Origin of the sequence: Streptomyces guryensis (assembly GCF_021261325.1) — a bacterium.
GTDB lineage: Bacteria > Actinomycetota > Actinomycetes > Streptomycetales > Streptomycetaceae > Streptomyces > Streptomyces guryensis.
Genome location: NZ_JAJSBI010000002.1, coordinates 316,191 through 333,048, shown reverse-complemented (window position 1 = coordinate 333,048; position 16,858 = coordinate 316,191). Strand labels below are relative to the sequence as shown.

The window sequence follows — 16,858 nt, the reverse complement described above, 5'->3', positions numbered from 1 at the left end:
CGTCACTTGACCAGCAGCGTCGCCGGGTCGACAGCGGTCTTCAGCAGCCCCTGTTTCTTCATGAGTTCGGTCAGGCGCCGCAACTGCGCCGCATCGGTGGCGGCCGGATACGCCGGCAGCCCGATCGACCCGGCCTGGTCCGCGGTCACCTTGGTGTACTTGGGGAGTTCTTCGCGTACGGCGCCCGGGTCCTGCGCCGCGATCTTCGAAGCGGCCTCGATGGCACGCCGGAAGGCCGCGGCCTCCTTGGCGTGCCCGGCGGCGAATTTCTTCGTGGTGACATACCCGCTGATGGGCAGCGACCGGACCGGCGCCGACCCGGCGTCCAGCAGCACCCTCGCCTTCAACTCCCCCTGGATCGCGCTGTCGAAGGGCTCCACCGCATGCACGGCGTCCACCTGATCCCGTTCCAGGGCGGGCCCCATCTGCGGGAAGGGGATCTGCCGGTAGACGGGACGGCCGACGCCCCGGGCGTCGAGGATCGCGTTGAGCGTGAGCGACTGGATGTTGTTGAGGATGTTGACGGCGACCTTCTTGCCCGCGAGGTCGGCGACGCTCTTGATGTCCGAGTCCTTCGGCACCAGGACGTCCATCATGTGCGGCGCGACCCGTACACCCTCGGCGAGGATGCGGAGGTCGAGGGTGCCCTTCTCGTCGGCCTGCAGGAACGTCACGTAGTTGGCGCTCGCGATCACGTCGACCTGCCCCTTGGCCAGTGCGGGCAGCGCCTGGATGCTCTGCTGGACCGGCTGGATCGTGACGTCCAGCCCCTCCTTCTTGAACAGCCCGCGGTCCCGTGCGAGGTAGAGCGCCGCGGAGTCCGTCAACGGCAGGGCGGCCACGGTGATCTCCGCACGTCCCCCCGCGGACATGGAGCCCCCGCCGTCGTCACCGCAGGCCGCGAGGAGCAGTGTCAGGGCGGCCGCGACAGCCACCGTTTTCCCGATTCCCGTCCGTGATCCCCGTAACGCCATGCGGCATCACTACCCGACAATTGTCATGATCACCACAGCAAGGAACGCTACGGTTCGGCCGCGTCCCAAAGGGGCGCGGGGAACTGCGCGAGCAACCACGACGAAGCCGCAGACGAAAGACGCCCATCCCGCGGCGCGCTTCCCGTTCCCTTGCCGGAGCCCCGCAGGGAACGCCACCGTGGCCCCATGAACGCACGCGAGACCCCGCCGGTTCCCGACGTCTTCGATCCGCGGCAGTACGCCGCCGGGGTGCCCCACGCCGCCTACCGTGTGCTGCGCGACCACCACCCCGCGGCCTGGCAGGACGAGCCCGAAGTGCTGGGCTGGCCGGCCGGGCCCGGGTTCTGGGCGGTGACCCGGCACGCGGACGTCGTACGCGTCCTCAAGGACTCGGCGACGTACTCCTCGCACCTCGGCGCGACCCAGATCCGCGATCCCGACCCGGTCGACCTCCCCTTCATCCGGCGCATGATGCTCAATCAGGATCCGCCGGAGCACGGGCGGTTGAGGCGGCTGGTCAGCCGCGCCTTCACCCCGGGCCGCATCGACCGCTTCACGACGGTCGCGCAGGAGCGGGCCCGGACGCTGTTCACGCAGGCGCTGCGGGCGGCCCGCGCGGCGGACGGCACCGTCGACCTCGTCACCGCCGTGACCGACGACTACGCCCTGCTCAACCTCGCCGACCTGCTCGGCGTCCCGGACGGCGACCGGGGCCTGCTGCTGCACTGGACCCGGCGGGTCATCGGCTACCAGGACCCGGACGAGGCCGGCGCCCCCGTGCTCGACGCGGCCGGCAAACCGGTCAACCCCCGCTCCCCCTCGATGCTCCGGGACATGTTCGCCTACGCCCGGCAGCTCGCCGCGCACAAGCGCCGGCACCCCGCCGACGACGTGATGACGACGCTCGCCCGGGATCCCGAACTCTCCGACGCCGAACTGGAGATGTTCTTCTTCCTGCTCACCGTCGCCGGCAACGACACCGTCCGAAGCGCCGCCCCCGGCGGCCTGCTCGCCCTGGCCGAGCACCCGGAGGCGTACCAGCGACTGCGTGCGGGGAGAGCCGAACTCCCCCTTGCAGTGGAGGAGTTGCTGCGCCGGCACCCGCCCGTCCTCACTTTCCGCCGCACCGCGGCACGCGACACCGAGCTGGCGGGGCGGCGCATCCGCGCGGGTGACAAGGTGGTCGTCTTCCACGCCTCGGCGAACCATGACGAAAGGGTCTTCGCCGCGCCGGACCGCCTCGACCTGTCCCGTACGCCGAACCCGCACGTCTCCTTCGGGGACGGTCCGCATGTCTGCCTGGGCGCGCACTTCGCCCGGTTGCAGCTGCGGGTGCTGTACGCGGAGGCACTGCGCGCCCTGCCGGTCCTGCGCACGGCGGGGCCGGCCAGACGGCTGACGTCCAACTTCATCAATGGGCTCAAGTCGCTGCCGGTGCAGGTCACCTGATGTTCGGGGGCGGGCCCCTCACGTCCGTACCTGGATCAGCGCGTGGGTGCCACCGGTCCGCCACCGCTGTCCCTCGGCCGCCACGAGCGCGGCCTCGGTGTCGGGGGCCAGGCCGGTGATCACGTCGGACTTGAGGGTGCGCAGGGCTGCGACCGGGCCGGGGAAGTGGGCCGTGACGTCTCCGAAGGGTGTGGTCGGCGCCCACAGCCGATCGCCCACCAGACGGCGGTAGTTGAGGTCGCCCTTCACGACGGTCAGCGCGGCCGTGGCGAGTTCCCCGCGGAGGTCGTCCGGCATGTCCGCGTACGGCAGCGGTGCGGCGGAGAAGGGGTGGGCGCGGAGGGCGAGGCGGCCGTCGGCCATCGCCGACCACAGGACGCGGCCGTAGTCGACGGCCGCGCGCCGCGCCCCGGTCAGCCTCCGGAGCGCGTCGAGCACGTCGGCCGTCGTCGCGTCGGAGACGTAGTACGGGTACGGCTTGATGTGCAGGACGGCACGTCCGATCCGCCCGCGTTCGAGGAGGTGGGCGATGAGGAGCAGGTCGGGAATGAGCTCACGGCCCGCGTTGTCGGCGATGAGGCAGAGCGTGCCCGCGCCGGTCGACGGGAGCAGCGACCAGAGGGTCTCGCTGTCGTCGGCGACCAGGCCCGGGGCGGTGTCCGCGGAGCCGGCGTGGGCGGCGGAGAGGCGGAAGCCGAGGTCGGCGCGGTTGCCCCAGAGGGAACCGTGCAGCAGGGCCCGGTCCAGGTCGTCGGCGGACAGGGCGCCGAGGGCGGCGAGTTCCTCGTCCGTCTCCGGGGAGTCGAGCTCGGCCAGCTTGAAGGGACGGAACGGATCGATGCCCTGCCAGGGACCGGGGCCGAAGTGGCCCACCGCATCGAGGAGTTGGCGGTAGAAGTAGCTCTCGGACCAGAGCCAGGGGATGTCGTACCAGGAACGGCCGACGCATTCGGCCATGCCCCACGCCTCCCAGCGGGCCCGGTCGTGCGCGTCGACCGGGAGCGGTTCGACGACGCCCTTGGTGCAGCCCGCGAGGAGCGCGTCCAGAGCGCGGTGCTGCGCGGGGCCGTACGGGAACGCGTCCCGTACCTGCCGGATGATCGCGGGGTGCCGCTCGGCGAGCACGCTGTGCGGGAACGACCCCGGCTCGTTGCCGAGGATCACGGGCGCGGACGGGGGGTGGGGCGAGGGGGTGTCGGGCATGCGCCCCACGATAGGTCCGCATGCCGACAGGTCCTCGGATCCTCCGTCACACGGTTCTGATCTCGCGCTCCAGTCGGGCGGCGAGGCCCACATAGCGGGCGCGGCGGGTCACCGGGACCAGGCCGCGGATCATGAGGTGCCACATCTCGGCCAGTCTGCGGGGCTGGTGGGCCACGGGTTCGAGGGAGCGGCCCACGAGGCGGGTGCCGACGAAGAAGCTGACGAGGGAGTGGGCGACGGCGTCGACATCGATGTCCGGGTGGACGTCGGACTCCTTGACTGCGCCGAGGAGTTTACGGGTGGCGATGTCCCGCCACTCGGTGAAGGGGTGCTGGAGCGGCGGCCGCAGCCCCAGCTCCCCGGTGGCGAGCCGGAGCCCGGCCCGTGGGATCGGGCCCTCCACGGAGAGACGGGCGATGCCGAAGGTGAGGCGCATCAGGGTCTCCAGAGAGGAGTACCCCCGGCCGTCCAGATCGTTCGCCACCTCGCGCGAGGCTTTGGACTGCAGCTCCATGATGGTGTGGGCGAGGTCTTCCTTGGCCGCGAAGTGGAAGTAGAGGGCGCCCTTGGTGACTTGGGCGTGTTCGACGATGTCGCTCAGGCTGGTCGATTCGTAGCCGCGGCGGTCGAACAGTTCGGCTGCGGCCGTGATGATCGTCGCGCGGGTCTGTTCGGCGCGTAACTGCCTCGCCATCGACTGAATACTCCTGGGGCTGGAAAGAACGGGCCGTGCTGTTTGTTATTTTAACTCCCCGTGAACGATATCTCACCCTGCGGCGGCGCCCACGGCCCACTCGAACCGTCGAACCGTCCTGGAGATCCGCGGACCTCCATGCCTGTCGCGGCCACGCCGTTCGTCTCGATCCACATGGGTCTGTCCAGCTCAGCATACTGACGGGAGGCAGCGCGGAAGGACGCACCCCGGGCCCGGCGCTCCGGGCGTGCGCGACCTGCCGGGCCGTCTCCAGGAGCAGCACGCCGGGGACCCGATCGAGCGGGTGGCCGAAGAAAACGGGGTGCGCGGTATCTAATCGAGGGCGCCGGCGACCGGGGTGGTCGGGCTGCGCCGCGCGGTACGTCGGTGTCGTGGCGTGCAGCTCCTGGAGCAGGAAGCGATGGTCGAGCGGGGCGTCGCACTCGGCCTGCCCGGGGAGTGCTCCGCACTGACGGACGGCCCCCGCGCCGAACACCGGCTCATACGCCGACCGGTCCGACGACACGTGTAACTGATGTGCTCGTGGCCACTGTGCAAACAGTGCTAACGGGTCGGGACGGATGCGTTCCCGGCCGGTGAGAAACGTTTCCGCTACGGCGGCGCGGTGGACGAGCCGAAGAGGCACGGTGGCCGTCAAGGCAGCCTGAAGCATGGTCGGTTGAGGCATGTCTCTCCCTCGGTCCCCCGCAGACGGATGACAGACCAGACGGCGAGGTGCCCGTGCCGGCGACCGCCAGAGTACGAGGCAACCAGTTGGTTTTCAATGAGGCATCGTTTGCTCCGAGGGGCGTACGGCGCAGGTGAACGGCCAGGGTTCGAGGAGTTGTCGGCGCCGGATCAGTCCCGAGCGTCACACGGTGAACACACCGGGCCGGTTTCCCGTACTTCACGGGAGCACATCGTTCCGCGCCGGCCGAGGAGACGTTCCGGATGCCCCGGATGACCGCACATCGCACCGCCCTGGCGGCCGCCCTCGCGACCCCGTTCCTGCTGCCCCTGTGGGCGGCGGGCCCCGCGCAGGCGCACGGCGCGCCGACGGACCCGGTCAGCAGGGTCTACGCCTGCTCCCCCGACGGCGGCGGCAACGCGCGGTCGGCGGCCTGCAGGGCGGCCGTCGCCGCGAACGGCGCCCCCTTCACGTTCTGGGACAACCTGCGGGTGGCGGACGTCAACGGCAGGGACCGGCAGGTCATCCCGGACGGAAAGCTGTGCAGCGGCGGACTGCCCGCCTACAAGGGCCTCGACCTCGCCCGCCCCGACTGGCCGTCGACGACCCTGGAGCCGGGCGCGACCCTGACGATGAAGTACACCTCGACGATCGCGCACACCGGCACGTTCAAGCTCTATCTCACCAAGCCCGGCTACGACCCGAAGAAGCCGCTGAACTGGTCCGAACTGCCGGACAGGCCGTTCGCGTCGGTCAAGGACCCGGCCCTGACGAACGGCGCTTACCGCATCACCGCGAAGCTGCCGTCGGACCGGACCGGCCATCACGTGCTCTACACGATCTGGCAGAACAGCAGCACGACGGACACGTACTACTCGTGCTCGGACGTGGTGTTCGGCACGGCGAAGAGCAGCAGGGGCGGCGGGGCGGCGGCATCCGCGGGCGGTGGGAAGAGCGCGGGCAGCAGCCCCACGGCCACGCCCGAACCCCGTACGACTCCTTCCCGTACCGCCGAGGGGGCCGCGACGCCTCGGCAGGAGTCCAGCGTCCCCGACAGCACCCCGGTGGCCTCGACCTCCACGGCGGACTCGGGCCCATCCGCGCCCATGCTGGCGGGCGGCGCCGCTGCGGTGCTGGTGCTCACCGGCGGCGCCGCCCTGGCGCTGCGTCTACGTCGGCGCTGAACTACCCCTGTCGGAGCGTCAGTTGACGTAGACGGGCGCGCCGTTGTCGGTCACCGGGGCGTACTTGGCGGTGAAGTAGCCGCTGCTGAAGCAGAGCGACGAACCGGACGTCTTGGTGAACTGCTGGTTGGCGAAGTTGATGCTGTTGTCGGTGTTGCTCGCCGTGCCGGCCAGGCTGGGGGCCTGGTAGACGCAGGTGATGCTGCCCAGCAGGGTCTTCAGCTTGACCGTGGTCTGGATGGTGGAGCCGCTGGCCGGAGCCACGGCGATGGTGCCGTCGGAGGCCACGGTGGTGGTGTACGGCAGGTTGTCGACCGTGATGCTGGTGACACCCGTCACGCCGAGGACGTTGCTGGTGCAGCTGCTGCTGTCGAAGGTCTGCCCGCTGACCGACTCGGTGGCCGTGCCCGGGGCGGCGGGGTTGTCGGTGACGGTCGCGGTGAACGTCGAGGACGTGCACTTCACGCCACTGGTACCGGTTGCGCTGGAGTAGAGGGTGGCACTGGTGCCACTGGCCAGCGGGGCGGACAGGACGTCGCCGACCGCGACGGCGGCGCCGCCGGCCGAACCGGTGGTGAGCACGGGGGTGTCGGCCGCCGAGGCCGGGACGGCCGCGGGGATGGAGAGGGCGGCGACGGTGCCGACGAGGGTGAGGAGGGAGCGAGTGCGCATGCGGGCGTACCTCTTTCTGGTGCGGGGTTCGAGGGTTGGGGGCTTCCGATGTGGCGCGAGGGAGGTAGGGGGACGCCGGTCGGCGTCCGCCGATGCCGGACCGTGACGCCTTCTCCGTACGCCACGGACCGGCAACGACGACCGGCCGGTGACCGGCCGCAGACCCGGGGGGTGGGCCTCCGGCCGGGCCGGGCGGAAGCGACGGCCTGGTGCGGACCAGGGGGAAGTGCCCGTGCCGGACCGTCTGAGGGGATCTCGGGCCGTGAAGGGCCCGTGCGGACTGGAGGGGTCCGGGAGACGCGGACAGCGCCGCGTGGCTGGATCCGGCGCCACGGATCTGGGGGAAGCCAGGGCAGTTCTAGACCTGAGTGTCAGTCAACGTCAAGGTGCGCCAAGGGAGTTGACGATCGTTCAAGGAGCGGGCGGGGCCGCCGGAACCTGCTGAGCCACAGGTGAGGCACAACCAACACCCTTTTTTCACAACTCCCTTGACCCTTGAAAGTAACCACGGGTAACTTCCTCGCTGGCTACTGCGGAGTACGAGAAAGCCCTTCCACCCGCCGGGAGTTTGGGAGGAGGCGTGCGCCCGCAGCCGCTGTCCGCGCCAGGACAACGCGCCGCTGAAGCCCAACCAGCACTGACTATGCACATGGGAGCAGAAATGGCCTCGTCCGCCGACCTCACCACAGGGAACCCGGAAAGCGGTTCCTCACCCGACCCCGCGAGACGCGGGCGGGTCCGGCTGCGCCGCACCGCGGTGATGGCGGTACCTGCCGTCGGAGCCCTCGCCGGCCTCGCGATCCTCACCGCCCAGGGCGCCCTGGGGGTGTCGTTCTTCATCTCCGGCATGCCCTTCACGGTCACCGCGAAGTCGCTCGACGGCACCGGCTTCGAGCAGTTCGGCGCCCTCGACCACATGATCAAGGACAGCCCGAACGCCGGCGACACCGGCGGTGACGTGCTCGTCGTCACGTCCGCCATCAAGTCCGCGACGCTGGACAGCCTGTGCCAGAGCGTCGACCTCGGTGGCACCAACCTGCTGATCAAGGCGGGCAGCGGCTCGTCGAAGGTGCAGGCGACCGACCTGACCACCGACTCGACTCAGCTGACCGGTGACGCCGCGTTCAAGAACATCGAGATCGGCAACGACGCGAGCCAGCTCGACAAGGCCGGCGTCAAGGGACCGGCGGGCGTCTTCAGCCAGCAGTCCGACACGGTGCACATCGACAACCTGCGGCAGACCAACTACGCGACCACCGCTGGCGTGTTCAAGCTTCCGGGCCTCAAACTCAGCTTCAGCGACTCGGGTTGCTGATGTCCGGCACCGACACTCCACCTCAGGGGTGGCGGCCCGCCTTCCGCGGATGGCGGGCCCGTCGGCCGTTCTGGGGCGGCCTGCTGCTGACCCTGGGCGGTGGGTGGATCCTGCTCACCGAGAAGGCCTCGCTGAAGGTCGTCATGCACGTCGGTATGCAGGGCCTGGCCGGTTACCTGCTGCCGACGGTGATGGTGCTGTGCGGGCTGCTGACCCTCTTCAGCCCTGCCCAGCGCGTTTTCTACTCGATCATCGGCGTCCTGTGCTCCCTCGGCAGCTGGCTCACCTCCAACCTGGGCGGCTTCTTCATCGGCCTGCTCCTGGGGGCCGTCGGCAGCTGCCTCGCCTTCGGCTGGCTGCCGGATCAGGAGCCGCGGGTGAGCCGACGTCGGCGCAGGAGGGAAGCGCGGGCCGCGGAGTCCGTACGGACCGTGCACGAGGCCGTGCAGCTGTAGCCGGCCGGGCGGGACCCGGCGCTCGCCCGGGGGCCGGCTGCTGCCCCTCGGGCGAGTGCCGGGTCCCGCCCGCATGGCTGGAGAACGGGACTGAAGAATGTGCCCATGCTGGACGACCTGGACCGTGCCCTGATCCACGCGCTGCACATCGACGGCCGCGCGCCGTTCAGCCGGATCGCCACCGCGCTCGACGTCTCTCCGCAGACGGTCGCCCGACGCTACCGGCGGCTGCGCACGGAGGCGTCGTTGCGGGTGGTCGGCTTGTCGGACCCGCATCGGGCGGGGCGGACGCAGTGGCTGGTCCGGCTCACCGTGGTGGCGAGTTCCGCGCGGGATCTGGCGTATGCGCTGGTGCGCCGTCAGGACACCTCGTGGGTGAAGGTCACCTCCGGCGGTACGGAGATCGTGGCGGTCGTCCACGCACCGACGGACCAGGAGGCGGGCGACTCGGGCAACTCCCTTCTGCTGCACGGCATTCCACGCACCGCGGCCATCACCGCGGTGTCCGCGCACTGCCTGCTGCACACCTATCTGGGCGGCTCGACGAACTGGCGCCGGAGCGCGAGCACCCTGGACGAGCGGCAACAGCGCCTCCTGCGCGAGCACGAGGCGGGCGACCCGTCCCATGTGCCGGTGCCCCGCCAACTCACCGACGGAGACAGCGAGTTGCTGCTCGCCCTGCACAAGGACGGACGGGCCACGCATGCCGAGCTGGCGCGGGCGACCGGCTGGTCCCCGGTGACCGTGGCAAGGCGGCTCGCGGATCTGCGGGCGGGCGGCACGGTCTTCTTCGACGTCGAGGTCGACGCCGGGCGCTTCGGCGTCAACACGCGGGCGCTGCTGTGGATGTCGGTGCCCCCGGCCCACCTCGACCGGGTGGCGACCACGCTGGCGGGCCACGACGAGCTGGCCTTCGTCGCGGCAACCACGGGTGCCACCAACCTGGTCGCCCAGGCCCTCTGCCGCGACCCCGCCGACCTGCACCGCTATCTGGTCCACCGGGTCGGCTCCCTGGACGCGATCCACACCCTGGAGACCAGCCCGGTCCTCCAGAACCTCAAGGCAGCGAGCCCGGTCATGACGGACCTGGCACGGCACCACCCCTGGGGGCTCCGCCCCCGGGCCCCCGTTCGGCCCTGAAGGGGCCTCATGCTCGGAGGCCGGACGGGCTGAAAAGACCAGACAAAACCAGCCCCTCCGGTGTTTGAGGAGCAGGGTCCGGGGCGGAGCCCCGAAGCGGGGTGCGGGGGCGAAGCCCCGGGCGGGGTCGAAGGGGCGAAGCCCCTATGGGACGGGAATGAGCAGGGGCGGCGGGGGCGGCGGGGGCGGAGCCGGACTCAGGCGTAGCCCGAGGCTCCCGCAGCTGCCTGCCGATCCCGCCCGACACGGCCCGGTCACCGCCCTGTCCCGCCCTCCGCGGACGCGCTCGCGCTCGCGTCAACCATCAGCCGGCTCGCCCCGAAGCTCACCACCACCAAAGCGACCGCCCCCCAAACCGCCGGCCGCACCGCACTCAGCCCCGCATCACCTGAGCTCGCACCGCCCAGATACACGCTGCCCAGAACCGCCACCCCGAGCGTCGCCCCCAACTGCTGCACCGCATTGAGCAGCCCCGCAGCCGAGCCGATTTCCTGAGGCCGCAGCGGCTTCAGGGCGGCGGTGAAGAAGGCGGGGGTGAACAGACCCACGCCGGCCCCCACGACGCCCAGCGCCAACGGCAGCGGCGTGGGGTAGGAGCCCGGGTCCGCAGCCGCCGCGCGGTACACCGCGATGGCGGACAACGCCCCCACCGACAGCACCGCGAGGCCGAGCGTCATCACGCGCCGCCCGTACCGCTCGACGAGGTGCGCCCCGGCGATCCAGGACGCGACGGCCAGCCCCACCGACCACGGCGCCAGCGTCAGTCCCGCCTTCAACACACCGACGCCCGCACCCAGTTGGAGTTGGAGCACGACGACCGTCATCAGACCGTTGGTGACCGCGAAGAAGGACGTCGACGTCACGAGGGCGGCCGGGAAACCGCGGTGCGCGAACAGGCTCGGCTCAACAAGCGGGCTGCGTCCGGCGCCGGCCACCCTTCGCTGGTGCGCCGCGAACACCGCCATCAGGCCCAGCCCGGCCACCACGGCCCCCCAGCTCCACCCCGGCAACGCGGAGAGGTCCGCACCGATCAGCGGGTGGACGACGAGCCCGATCCCGGCCGTGGCCAGCAGGGTCCCGGTCAGGTCGAGGGTGGGCCGCCTCGGCGCGCGGTTCTCCGGCAGCCGGGGCGAGATCGCGAGCACGGCCAGCGAGAGCGGCACGTTGACCAGGAAGACCGCGCGCCATGAGGAGCCGAACAGGTCGGCGTGGGTGAGCACACCGCCGAGCACCGGTCCGCAGACCGCCGCCAGCCCCATCACGGGACCGATGCTGCCCAGGGCCCTGGACACCTCGGGACCCGTGAACATGGCCTTGATCAACCCGATGGTCTGGGGAATGATCACCGCTGCCGCAGCCCCCTGCAGCACCCGGAAGGTGATCAGCAGCCCCACCGAAGGCGCCAGGGCGCACGCGGCGGACGCCAGCATGAATCCCGTGACGCCGATCACGAAGAGCCGCTTGCGGCCGGCGATGTCCCCCAGGCGGCCACCGGTGATCAGCAGTACCGCGAACGGCAGGGTGTAGGCGGCGGTGAACCACTGGATGTCGGAGACCGAACCGCCCAGATCGGCGTGGATGGCCGGAGAGGCGACCTGCACGATGGTCGCGTCCAGCAGGTTCATCGCCTCACCGAGCAGCAGGGCGGCGAGTGCCGGCCACCGCCATCGGTACGCCGTGGGAGCAGGCGTCAGCACATGCTCAGCGGTCATGGGGGTTCCTCTTCACCGTCGTAGGTACGAGGACCGGCGGGCAAGGGCGCCCGACCGGTCACGGCTCAGCGTGGAAGCGGCGGGAAGGGGCCTTCCAGCCGGCGGTCCCAGATGGAGGATTTCTTCCGTCGAAGCCGTCCGCGGTGTCGATTTCGCACGCGCGCGGCCGCGCACGCCGCGCCCGCGGAGTCGAGCGTCCGCACCGGCCGGTCCGTGACTGCTGTGGCCCAAGTGGTTGGCGCCGCCCGTGAGTTGACGAAGCTGGTTGTCGAGGTTTCGTGGAGATCGACGACGTTGACGGGAGGAGCCGCCGCGCCCGAGGACAGCGGCCGGCCGATCGGCCACAGCGCGACAGCCGAGAACGGCTCCCTCGCGGGCGGGACCGCACACGCCGCGCGGATCTACGACTACATCCTGGGCGGAAAGGACCACTACCCCGCCGATCAGGAGGCGGGCGACGCCATGTGCCGGGAGTGGCCCGCCCTGCCGATCCATATGCGCGCCAACCACGACTGGATGAACCGTGCCGTGCGGTGGCTGGCCGAGGAGGCGGGGGTACGGCAGTTCCTCGACATCGGCACCGGCGTACCGACCTCGCCCAACATCCACGAGATCGCCCAGGCGACGGCCTCCGACTCCCGGGTCGTGTACGTCGACAACGACCCGCTCGTCCTCGCCCTCTCCCAGGGCCTGCTGAACAGCACGCCGGAGGGCAGGACTTCGTATGCCGAGGCGGACATGCGCGATCCGCAGAGCATCCTCGGCAGTCCCGCCTTCCGCGACACCCTGGACCTGGGAGAGCCGGTCGCCCTGACGGTCGTCGCGATCGTCCACTTCCTGCTCGACGAGCACGACGCCGTGGGCATCGTCCGCCGCCTCCTCGAACCGCTTCCCTCGGGCAGCCATCTCGCGATGTCCATCGGTACGGCCGAGTTCGCACCGGAGGAGGTCGGCCGGGTCGCCCGCGAGTACGCCGCCCGCGACATGCCGATGCGGCTGCGCACCTTCGCCGAGGCCGAGGAGTTCTTCGAGGGCCTCGAACTCGTCGCGCCGGGCATCGTCCAGGTCCACAAATGGCGTCCGGACGGCAGGGAGGGCGAAGCGATCCGCGACGAGGACATCGCCATGTACGGGGCGGTGGCCCGTAAGCCGTGACGAGACCTGCCACGGCCCGAAGGCCGTGCACGCCCCCGTGCCGACCGGTACGCATCATCACGATGCGGCAGCGACAACTCACTCAATGTTGCTGATCACTTGACTACCGGCGGTCACACGCGATTGGCTCCGGCCAGCGAGAGTCATCCGGACGGTGTACGACGTGTCGGACGCCGTCCGGGGACTCCTCTCGCCGTTCCGCTTGCTCGGCCGCACAGCGAGGTGCCGCACCCTCATGAACACTCCTCCCCCACCCCCCGCTCCCCACAGATCCGCGCGCGTCGCCGCCCTGGCCGCGCTCGTGTGCCTGCTGGCGGCCGGCTGTTCCGCGGCCGACGCCACGTCCGGCTCCGCCACGGGCAGCGTCGGCAGGGCGGGCACCGCCCGTCTCAAGGTCGCCATGGTCACGCACGCCTCGCCGGGCGACACCTTCTGGAACCTGGTGAAGAAGGGCGCCGAGGACGCCGCGGCGAAGGACGACATCGACCTGACCTACGCCAGTGACTCCGACGCGGCGGGGCAGGCCGAGCTGGTGCGGGACGCGGTCCGCCAGAAGGTCGACGGTATCGCGGTGACCCTCGCCAAGCCGCAGGCGATGAGGGGCCCGATCGCGGCGGCCAAGGCCGCGGGCACACCCGTGGTCGGCCTCAACTCCGGCATCGACTCCTGGCAGTCCGAGGGGGTGCTCGAGTTCTTCGGGCAGGACGAGAGCCTCGCCGGGCAGGCCGTCGGCGACAAGCTGGACGACCTCAGGGCCAAGCACGCCCTGTGCGTGATCCATGAGCGCGGCAACGTCGCCCTGGAGGCCCGCTGCGCCGGCGTGAAGAAGACCTTCGACGGCAGGACCGAGATGCTCTACGTCGAGGGCACCGACGCGAACGCGACCGCCGCCGCGATCACCGCCAGACTGCGGCAGGACCCGACGATCGACGAAGTGGTCACCCTGGGCGCCCAGTTCGCGCTCACCGCGGTGACGTCGGTGCAGCAGTCGGGCAGCAAGGCCCGTGTCGCGACCTTTGATCTCAACGAGGGCCTGGTGAAGGCCGTCAAGAACGGCGAGGTGCAGTTCGCGGTGGATCAACAGCCGTATCTGCAGGGCTATCTCGCGGTGGACGCGCTGTGGCTGTACCGGACCAACGGCAACACCAGCGGCGGCGGTGTGTTGCCCGTGCTCACCGGCCCGGCCTTCGTGACCAAGGCGAACGTGGCCTCGGTCGCCAGGTTCGCGGCGCGCGGCACCCGCTGAGCCGAGCCGAACGCCGAGCGACACTTCGTACAGCGATGTCCCGATGTACATCAACGTCTCGAAAGATTCGGGGACCTGCGGCACGTGCGGTCACTTGTACGGATAGCATCCTGTGCACCCCTTCTCTCCCCGCTCACGGCCACTCCCCTGTTTCCCCCTCCGCTCCGCTGACCGCCTAGGACGACGATGTCTCCACGGACAGGTGCCCGGCGCCGTCTCGGCTCCATACGTCTCTCCCTGATCCTGCTGGCGCTGGTGCCCAGCGTCACCCTCGCCGCGATGTGGGCCCTGACGACCACGCAGACCTTCGACGAGGGGCTGCGGCTGCGCGGGCAGACGGAACTGAGCCGGTCGACGGGGGCCATGGGCACCGACGCGACACTCGCGCTGCAGCGGGAGCGCAGCCTGTCGGCGGCCTGGCTCGCCCACGACCCGCGCGGCTCCAGGGCCGCGCTGGACACACAGCGCAAGGAGACCGACAAGGCGGTCGCGAAGCTGGTCGGCCAGTCCGACGCGATCAGGAAGGCACCCGCGCGCATCTCGGACCGGCTGTACTCGGTCCTCGGCTCGGTGGGCAGCCTGGAGTACTACCGGGGCCAGGTCGACAACCCCACCGACATCACCGCGGCGCAGGCGCTGGACCAGTACAGCTCGATCATCGACGACCAGATACACGCCTTCCAGGAGCTCTCCCAGGTCGACGACGGCGACCTCACCTCGCAGGCCGGCCCGCTCGTCGCGCTGGAGCACGCGGCGGAGCTGACCTCCCAGGAGGACACCCAGCTCACCCTGGCCTGGCCGAACGGGCACCTCGACGAGAAGACGTGGGAGACAATCGCGCAGCTCGTGAACACCCGGCGCTGGCTCGTCGAGGACCAGATCGTCCCCTCGTTGCAGGGCAGCACCAAGACCGAGACCGAGCGGATTCTGCAGAGCCCCGAGTGGCAGACCCTGCAGCACATCGAGGACCAGGTGCTCGCGGCCCGGTCGTCCGCTGCCGGCGGCAAGGTCCCGCTGCCCGACGCGAAGCAGCAGCAGAAGCAGTGGGCGGCCGCGTTCAGCAGGGTCGGCGACGAGTACTCGCGGCTGATCGAGAACCAGACGTCCGGGCTGCTCGACCGGAGCGCCGACAAGGCCGACAGCCTGCTGCTCACCGCCGCCTCGCTGAGCGCGGGCGGACTGATCGCGCTCCTGCTCTGCGTGGGCATGTCCTGGCGGATCACCCGCTCCCTGTCGCGGCGGCTGCGCGGCCTGCGGGAGGCCACCCTGAGCCTGGCCGAGGAGCGGCTGCCGGACGTCGTGGCCCGCCTGGACCGGGGCGAGAAGGTCGACGCGGACCTGGCGACCCCGCCGCTGGACTACGGCCGGGACGAACTCGGCCAGGTGGCGCGGGCGTTCAACAAGGCGCAGCGCACGGCGGTCCATACGGCGGTCGAACTCGCCGACACCCGGCGCGGCTTCCAGAAGGTCATCCTCGGCATCGCCCGGCAGAGCCAGAACCTGGTCAACCTGCAGCTCACCAAGTTGGACGCGCTGGAGCGCAGCCACTTTGACCCGGACGTCCTCAAGGGCCTGTACGAACTGGACTCCACGGCCAGCCAGTTGCGCCGCTACGAGGAGAACCTGGTCATCATCAGTGGCGAGCAGCCGCGGCGCAGCTGGCGCGAGCCGGTCGCGCTGATCGACATCCTGCGCAGCGCCGTCGGCGAGGTCGCCGAGTACCAGCGGGTCGAGGTGCACACCGACGAGGACGTGTACATCGCGCCGCCCGCGGTGGCCGACGTGATCCACCTGCTGGCCGAGCTCATCGACAACGCGACGGCGTACTCGCCCGCGCCGGCCCCGGTCGGGGTGCGGGCCGCGCTGGTCGCCAAGGGCCTGGCGATCGAGGTCGAGGACCGCGGCCTAGGGCTGCCGGAGGGGGACTACGCCTCCTTCAACGCGCAGTTGGCGGTGGAGCCGCAGTTCGACGTGGTGGCGCTGGCCGACGACCTCCGGCTCGGCATGTTCGTGATCGCCCGCCTCGCCACCCGGCACGGCATCGCGGTCACCCTGCGCCCGTCGCCGTACGGCGGAACGACGGCGATCGTGCTGCTCCCGCACGAGATCGTCGTACGGGAGCCGGTCCCCGCCCCTTCCGAGGACACCCCCGCCGTGGACGGGCCGCCGACCGCGCAGGAGCCCGCTCGGCCCGTACGGGAGCCTCGCCCCGCCGCCGCGCCCGCCGCCCGGCGCGACGGCCTCGCCCCGCTGCCCCGGCGCGTCCCCCAGACCAGCCTGGCCGCCGAGCTGCGCGAGGACGCGCCCGGCGACGAACAGCACGGCCACGCCGAGGAGTTCACCGCCGAGCGGGCCGCTTCCTCGCTCGCCGGTTTCCAGCGCGGCACGCTCCAGGCGCGTGACGACGACACACAGACGCAGTACGACCAGGGCCAGGAGGACGCACCCGTCACTCGGGAGACGGGTGCGCACCTGGCCGAAGAAGGCACGACCGTCCCCTCGACTCCGCCCGCCGACCGCTGACGAAGGAACACCGCCATGACACGCCCCATCCCAGCCACCCATACCCAGCTGGACCAGTTGCTGACCGGACTCGTGGAGCGGGTCGCCGAGGTGAACCACGCCGTGGTGCTCTCCGAGGACGGGCTGGTCGTCAGCAAGTCCACGGGGTTCCTGCGGGACGACGCCGAGCGGCTGGCGGCCACCGCGTCCGGTCTGATGAGCCTGAGCAAGGGCGTCAGCATGGACTTCCGCGGCGGCCCGGTGCGGCAGGCGCTGATCGAGATGGCGCACAGCTATCTGATACTGACCTCGGCCGGCCCGGGCGCCCATCTCGTCGTCCTCACCAGTCAGGGTGCGGACGTCGGCGTGGTGGCGTATCAGATGAACATGCTGGTGAAGAAGATCGGCGAGCACCTCAGCGCGGCACCGCGGGCGGGCCTCGGCCCGACCGTCGAGTCCGGCGCGTGAG

14 protein-coding genes and 1 pseudogene are annotated in these 16,858 nt (G+C 70.9%); 9 read left to right on the top strand and 6 right to left on the bottom strand.

Annotated features, from left to right (window positions below; genetic code table 11):
* Positions 1-2: 2 nt before the first annotated feature.
* The gene (locus LJ657_RS05420; protein ID WP_232647064.1) at positions 3-935 is read right to left on the bottom strand and encodes an ABC transporter substrate-binding protein; all 933 of its coding nucleotides are present in this window, start codon (positions 933-935) and stop codon (positions 3-5) included.
* A 225-nt stretch (positions 936-1,160) separates the two neighbouring features.
* Here LJ657_RS05420 and LJ657_RS05415 point away from each other — a divergent pair, with 225 nt between their 5' ends.
* Entirely contained in the window at positions 1,161-2,423 is a 1,263-nt protein-coding gene (locus LJ657_RS05415) for a cytochrome P450 (protein ID WP_232647063.1), read from the top strand.
* Positions 2,424-2,441: 18 nt separating this feature from the next.
* Here the strand turns inward: LJ657_RS05415 and LJ657_RS05410 are convergent, their stop codons facing one another.
* From LJ657_RS05410 to LJ657_RS05400, 3 genes and pseudogenes are all read right to left on the bottom strand, one after another.
* A complete protein-coding gene (locus LJ657_RS05410; protein WP_232647062.1) occupies positions 2,442-3,626 on the bottom strand; it encodes a damage-control phosphatase ARMT1 family protein in 1,185 nt (394 codons plus the stop codon).
* A gap of 46 nt (positions 3,627-3,672) precedes the next feature.
* Positions 3,673-4,320, bottom strand: a complete 648-nt coding sequence (locus LJ657_RS05405) for a ScbR family autoregulator-binding transcription factor (RefSeq protein ID WP_232647061.1) — start codon at positions 4,318-4,320, stop codon at positions 3,673-3,675.
* Between the two features lie 283 nt (positions 4,321-4,603).
* Positions 4,604-4,993, bottom strand: a pseudogene (locus tag LJ657_RS05400) (AfsA-related hotdog domain-containing protein); the annotation flags it as partial.
* 278 nt (positions 4,994-5,271) lie between these two features.
* On the opposite strand from LJ657_RS05400, the gene LJ657_RS05395 reads away from it, so the two are divergent.
* A complete protein-coding gene (locus LJ657_RS05395; protein WP_232647060.1) occupies positions 5,272-6,192 on the top strand; it encodes a lytic polysaccharide monooxygenase auxiliary activity family 9 protein in 921 nt (306 codons plus the stop codon).
* Positions 6,193-6,210: 18 nt separating this feature from the next.
* On the opposite strand, the gene LJ657_RS05390 is transcribed toward LJ657_RS05395, so the two are convergent.
* On the bottom strand, positions 6,211-6,864 hold the full coding sequence (locus tag LJ657_RS05390; RefSeq protein WP_232647059.1) for a Tat pathway signal sequence domain protein: 654 nt from the start codon (positions 6,862-6,864) through the stop codon (positions 6,211-6,213).
* A 661-nt stretch (positions 6,865-7,525) separates the two neighbouring features.
* Here LJ657_RS05390 and LJ657_RS05385 point away from each other — a divergent pair.
* From LJ657_RS05385 to LJ657_RS05375, 3 genes are all read left to right on the top strand, one after another.
* On the top strand, positions 7,526-8,179 hold the full coding sequence (locus LJ657_RS05385; RefSeq protein ID WP_232647058.1) for a DUF6230 family protein: 654 nt from the start codon (positions 7,526-7,528) through the stop codon (positions 8,177-8,179).
* Complete coding sequence (locus LJ657_RS05380) at positions 8,179-8,634, top strand: DUF6114 domain-containing protein (RefSeq protein WP_232647057.1); 456 nt, start codon at positions 8,179-8,181, stop codon at positions 8,632-8,634. The genes LJ657_RS05385 and LJ657_RS05380 overlap by 1 nt, the downstream gene beginning before the upstream one ends.
* Positions 8,635-8,739: 105 nt before the next feature.
* Positions 8,740-9,774 (top strand): Lrp/AsnC family transcriptional regulator, encoded by a 1,035-nt coding sequence (locus LJ657_RS05375; RefSeq protein ID WP_232647056.1) that lies wholly within the window; start codon positions 8,740-8,742, stop codon positions 9,772-9,774.
* 254 nt (positions 9,775-10,028) lie between these two features.
* Here LJ657_RS05375 and LJ657_RS05370 read toward each other — a convergent pair whose 3' ends face one another.
* Positions 10,029-11,486, bottom strand: coding sequence for an MFS transporter (locus LJ657_RS05370; protein ID WP_232647055.1), 1,458 nt, complete (start codon positions 11,484-11,486; stop codon positions 10,029-10,031).
* 336 nt (positions 11,487-11,822) lie between these two features.
* Between LJ657_RS05370 and LJ657_RS05365 the strand changes: the two genes are divergently transcribed.
* From LJ657_RS05365 to LJ657_RS05350, 4 genes are all read left to right on the top strand, one after another.
* A complete protein-coding gene (locus LJ657_RS05365) occupies positions 11,823-12,641 on the top strand; it encodes an SAM-dependent methyltransferase (RefSeq protein ID WP_232647407.1) in 819 nt (272 codons plus the stop codon).
* A gap of 235 nt (positions 12,642-12,876) precedes the next feature.
* A complete protein-coding gene (locus LJ657_RS05360) occupies positions 12,877-13,887 on the top strand; it encodes a substrate-binding domain-containing protein (RefSeq protein WP_232647054.1) in 1,011 nt (336 codons plus the stop codon).
* Between the two features lie 186 nt (positions 13,888-14,073).
* Positions 14,074-16,410, top strand: a complete 2,337-nt coding sequence (locus LJ657_RS05355) for a sensor histidine kinase (RefSeq protein ID WP_232647053.1) — start codon at positions 14,074-14,076, stop codon at positions 16,408-16,410.
* A 15-nt stretch (positions 16,411-16,425) separates the two neighbouring features.
* Positions 16,426-16,857 carry a roadblock/LC7 domain-containing protein gene (locus tag LJ657_RS05350; protein ID WP_232647052.1) on the top strand — a complete coding sequence of 144 codons (432 nt, stop codon included), beginning with the start codon at positions 16,426-16,428 and terminating at the stop codon, positions 16,855-16,857.
* Position 16,858 lies beyond the last annotated feature (1 nt).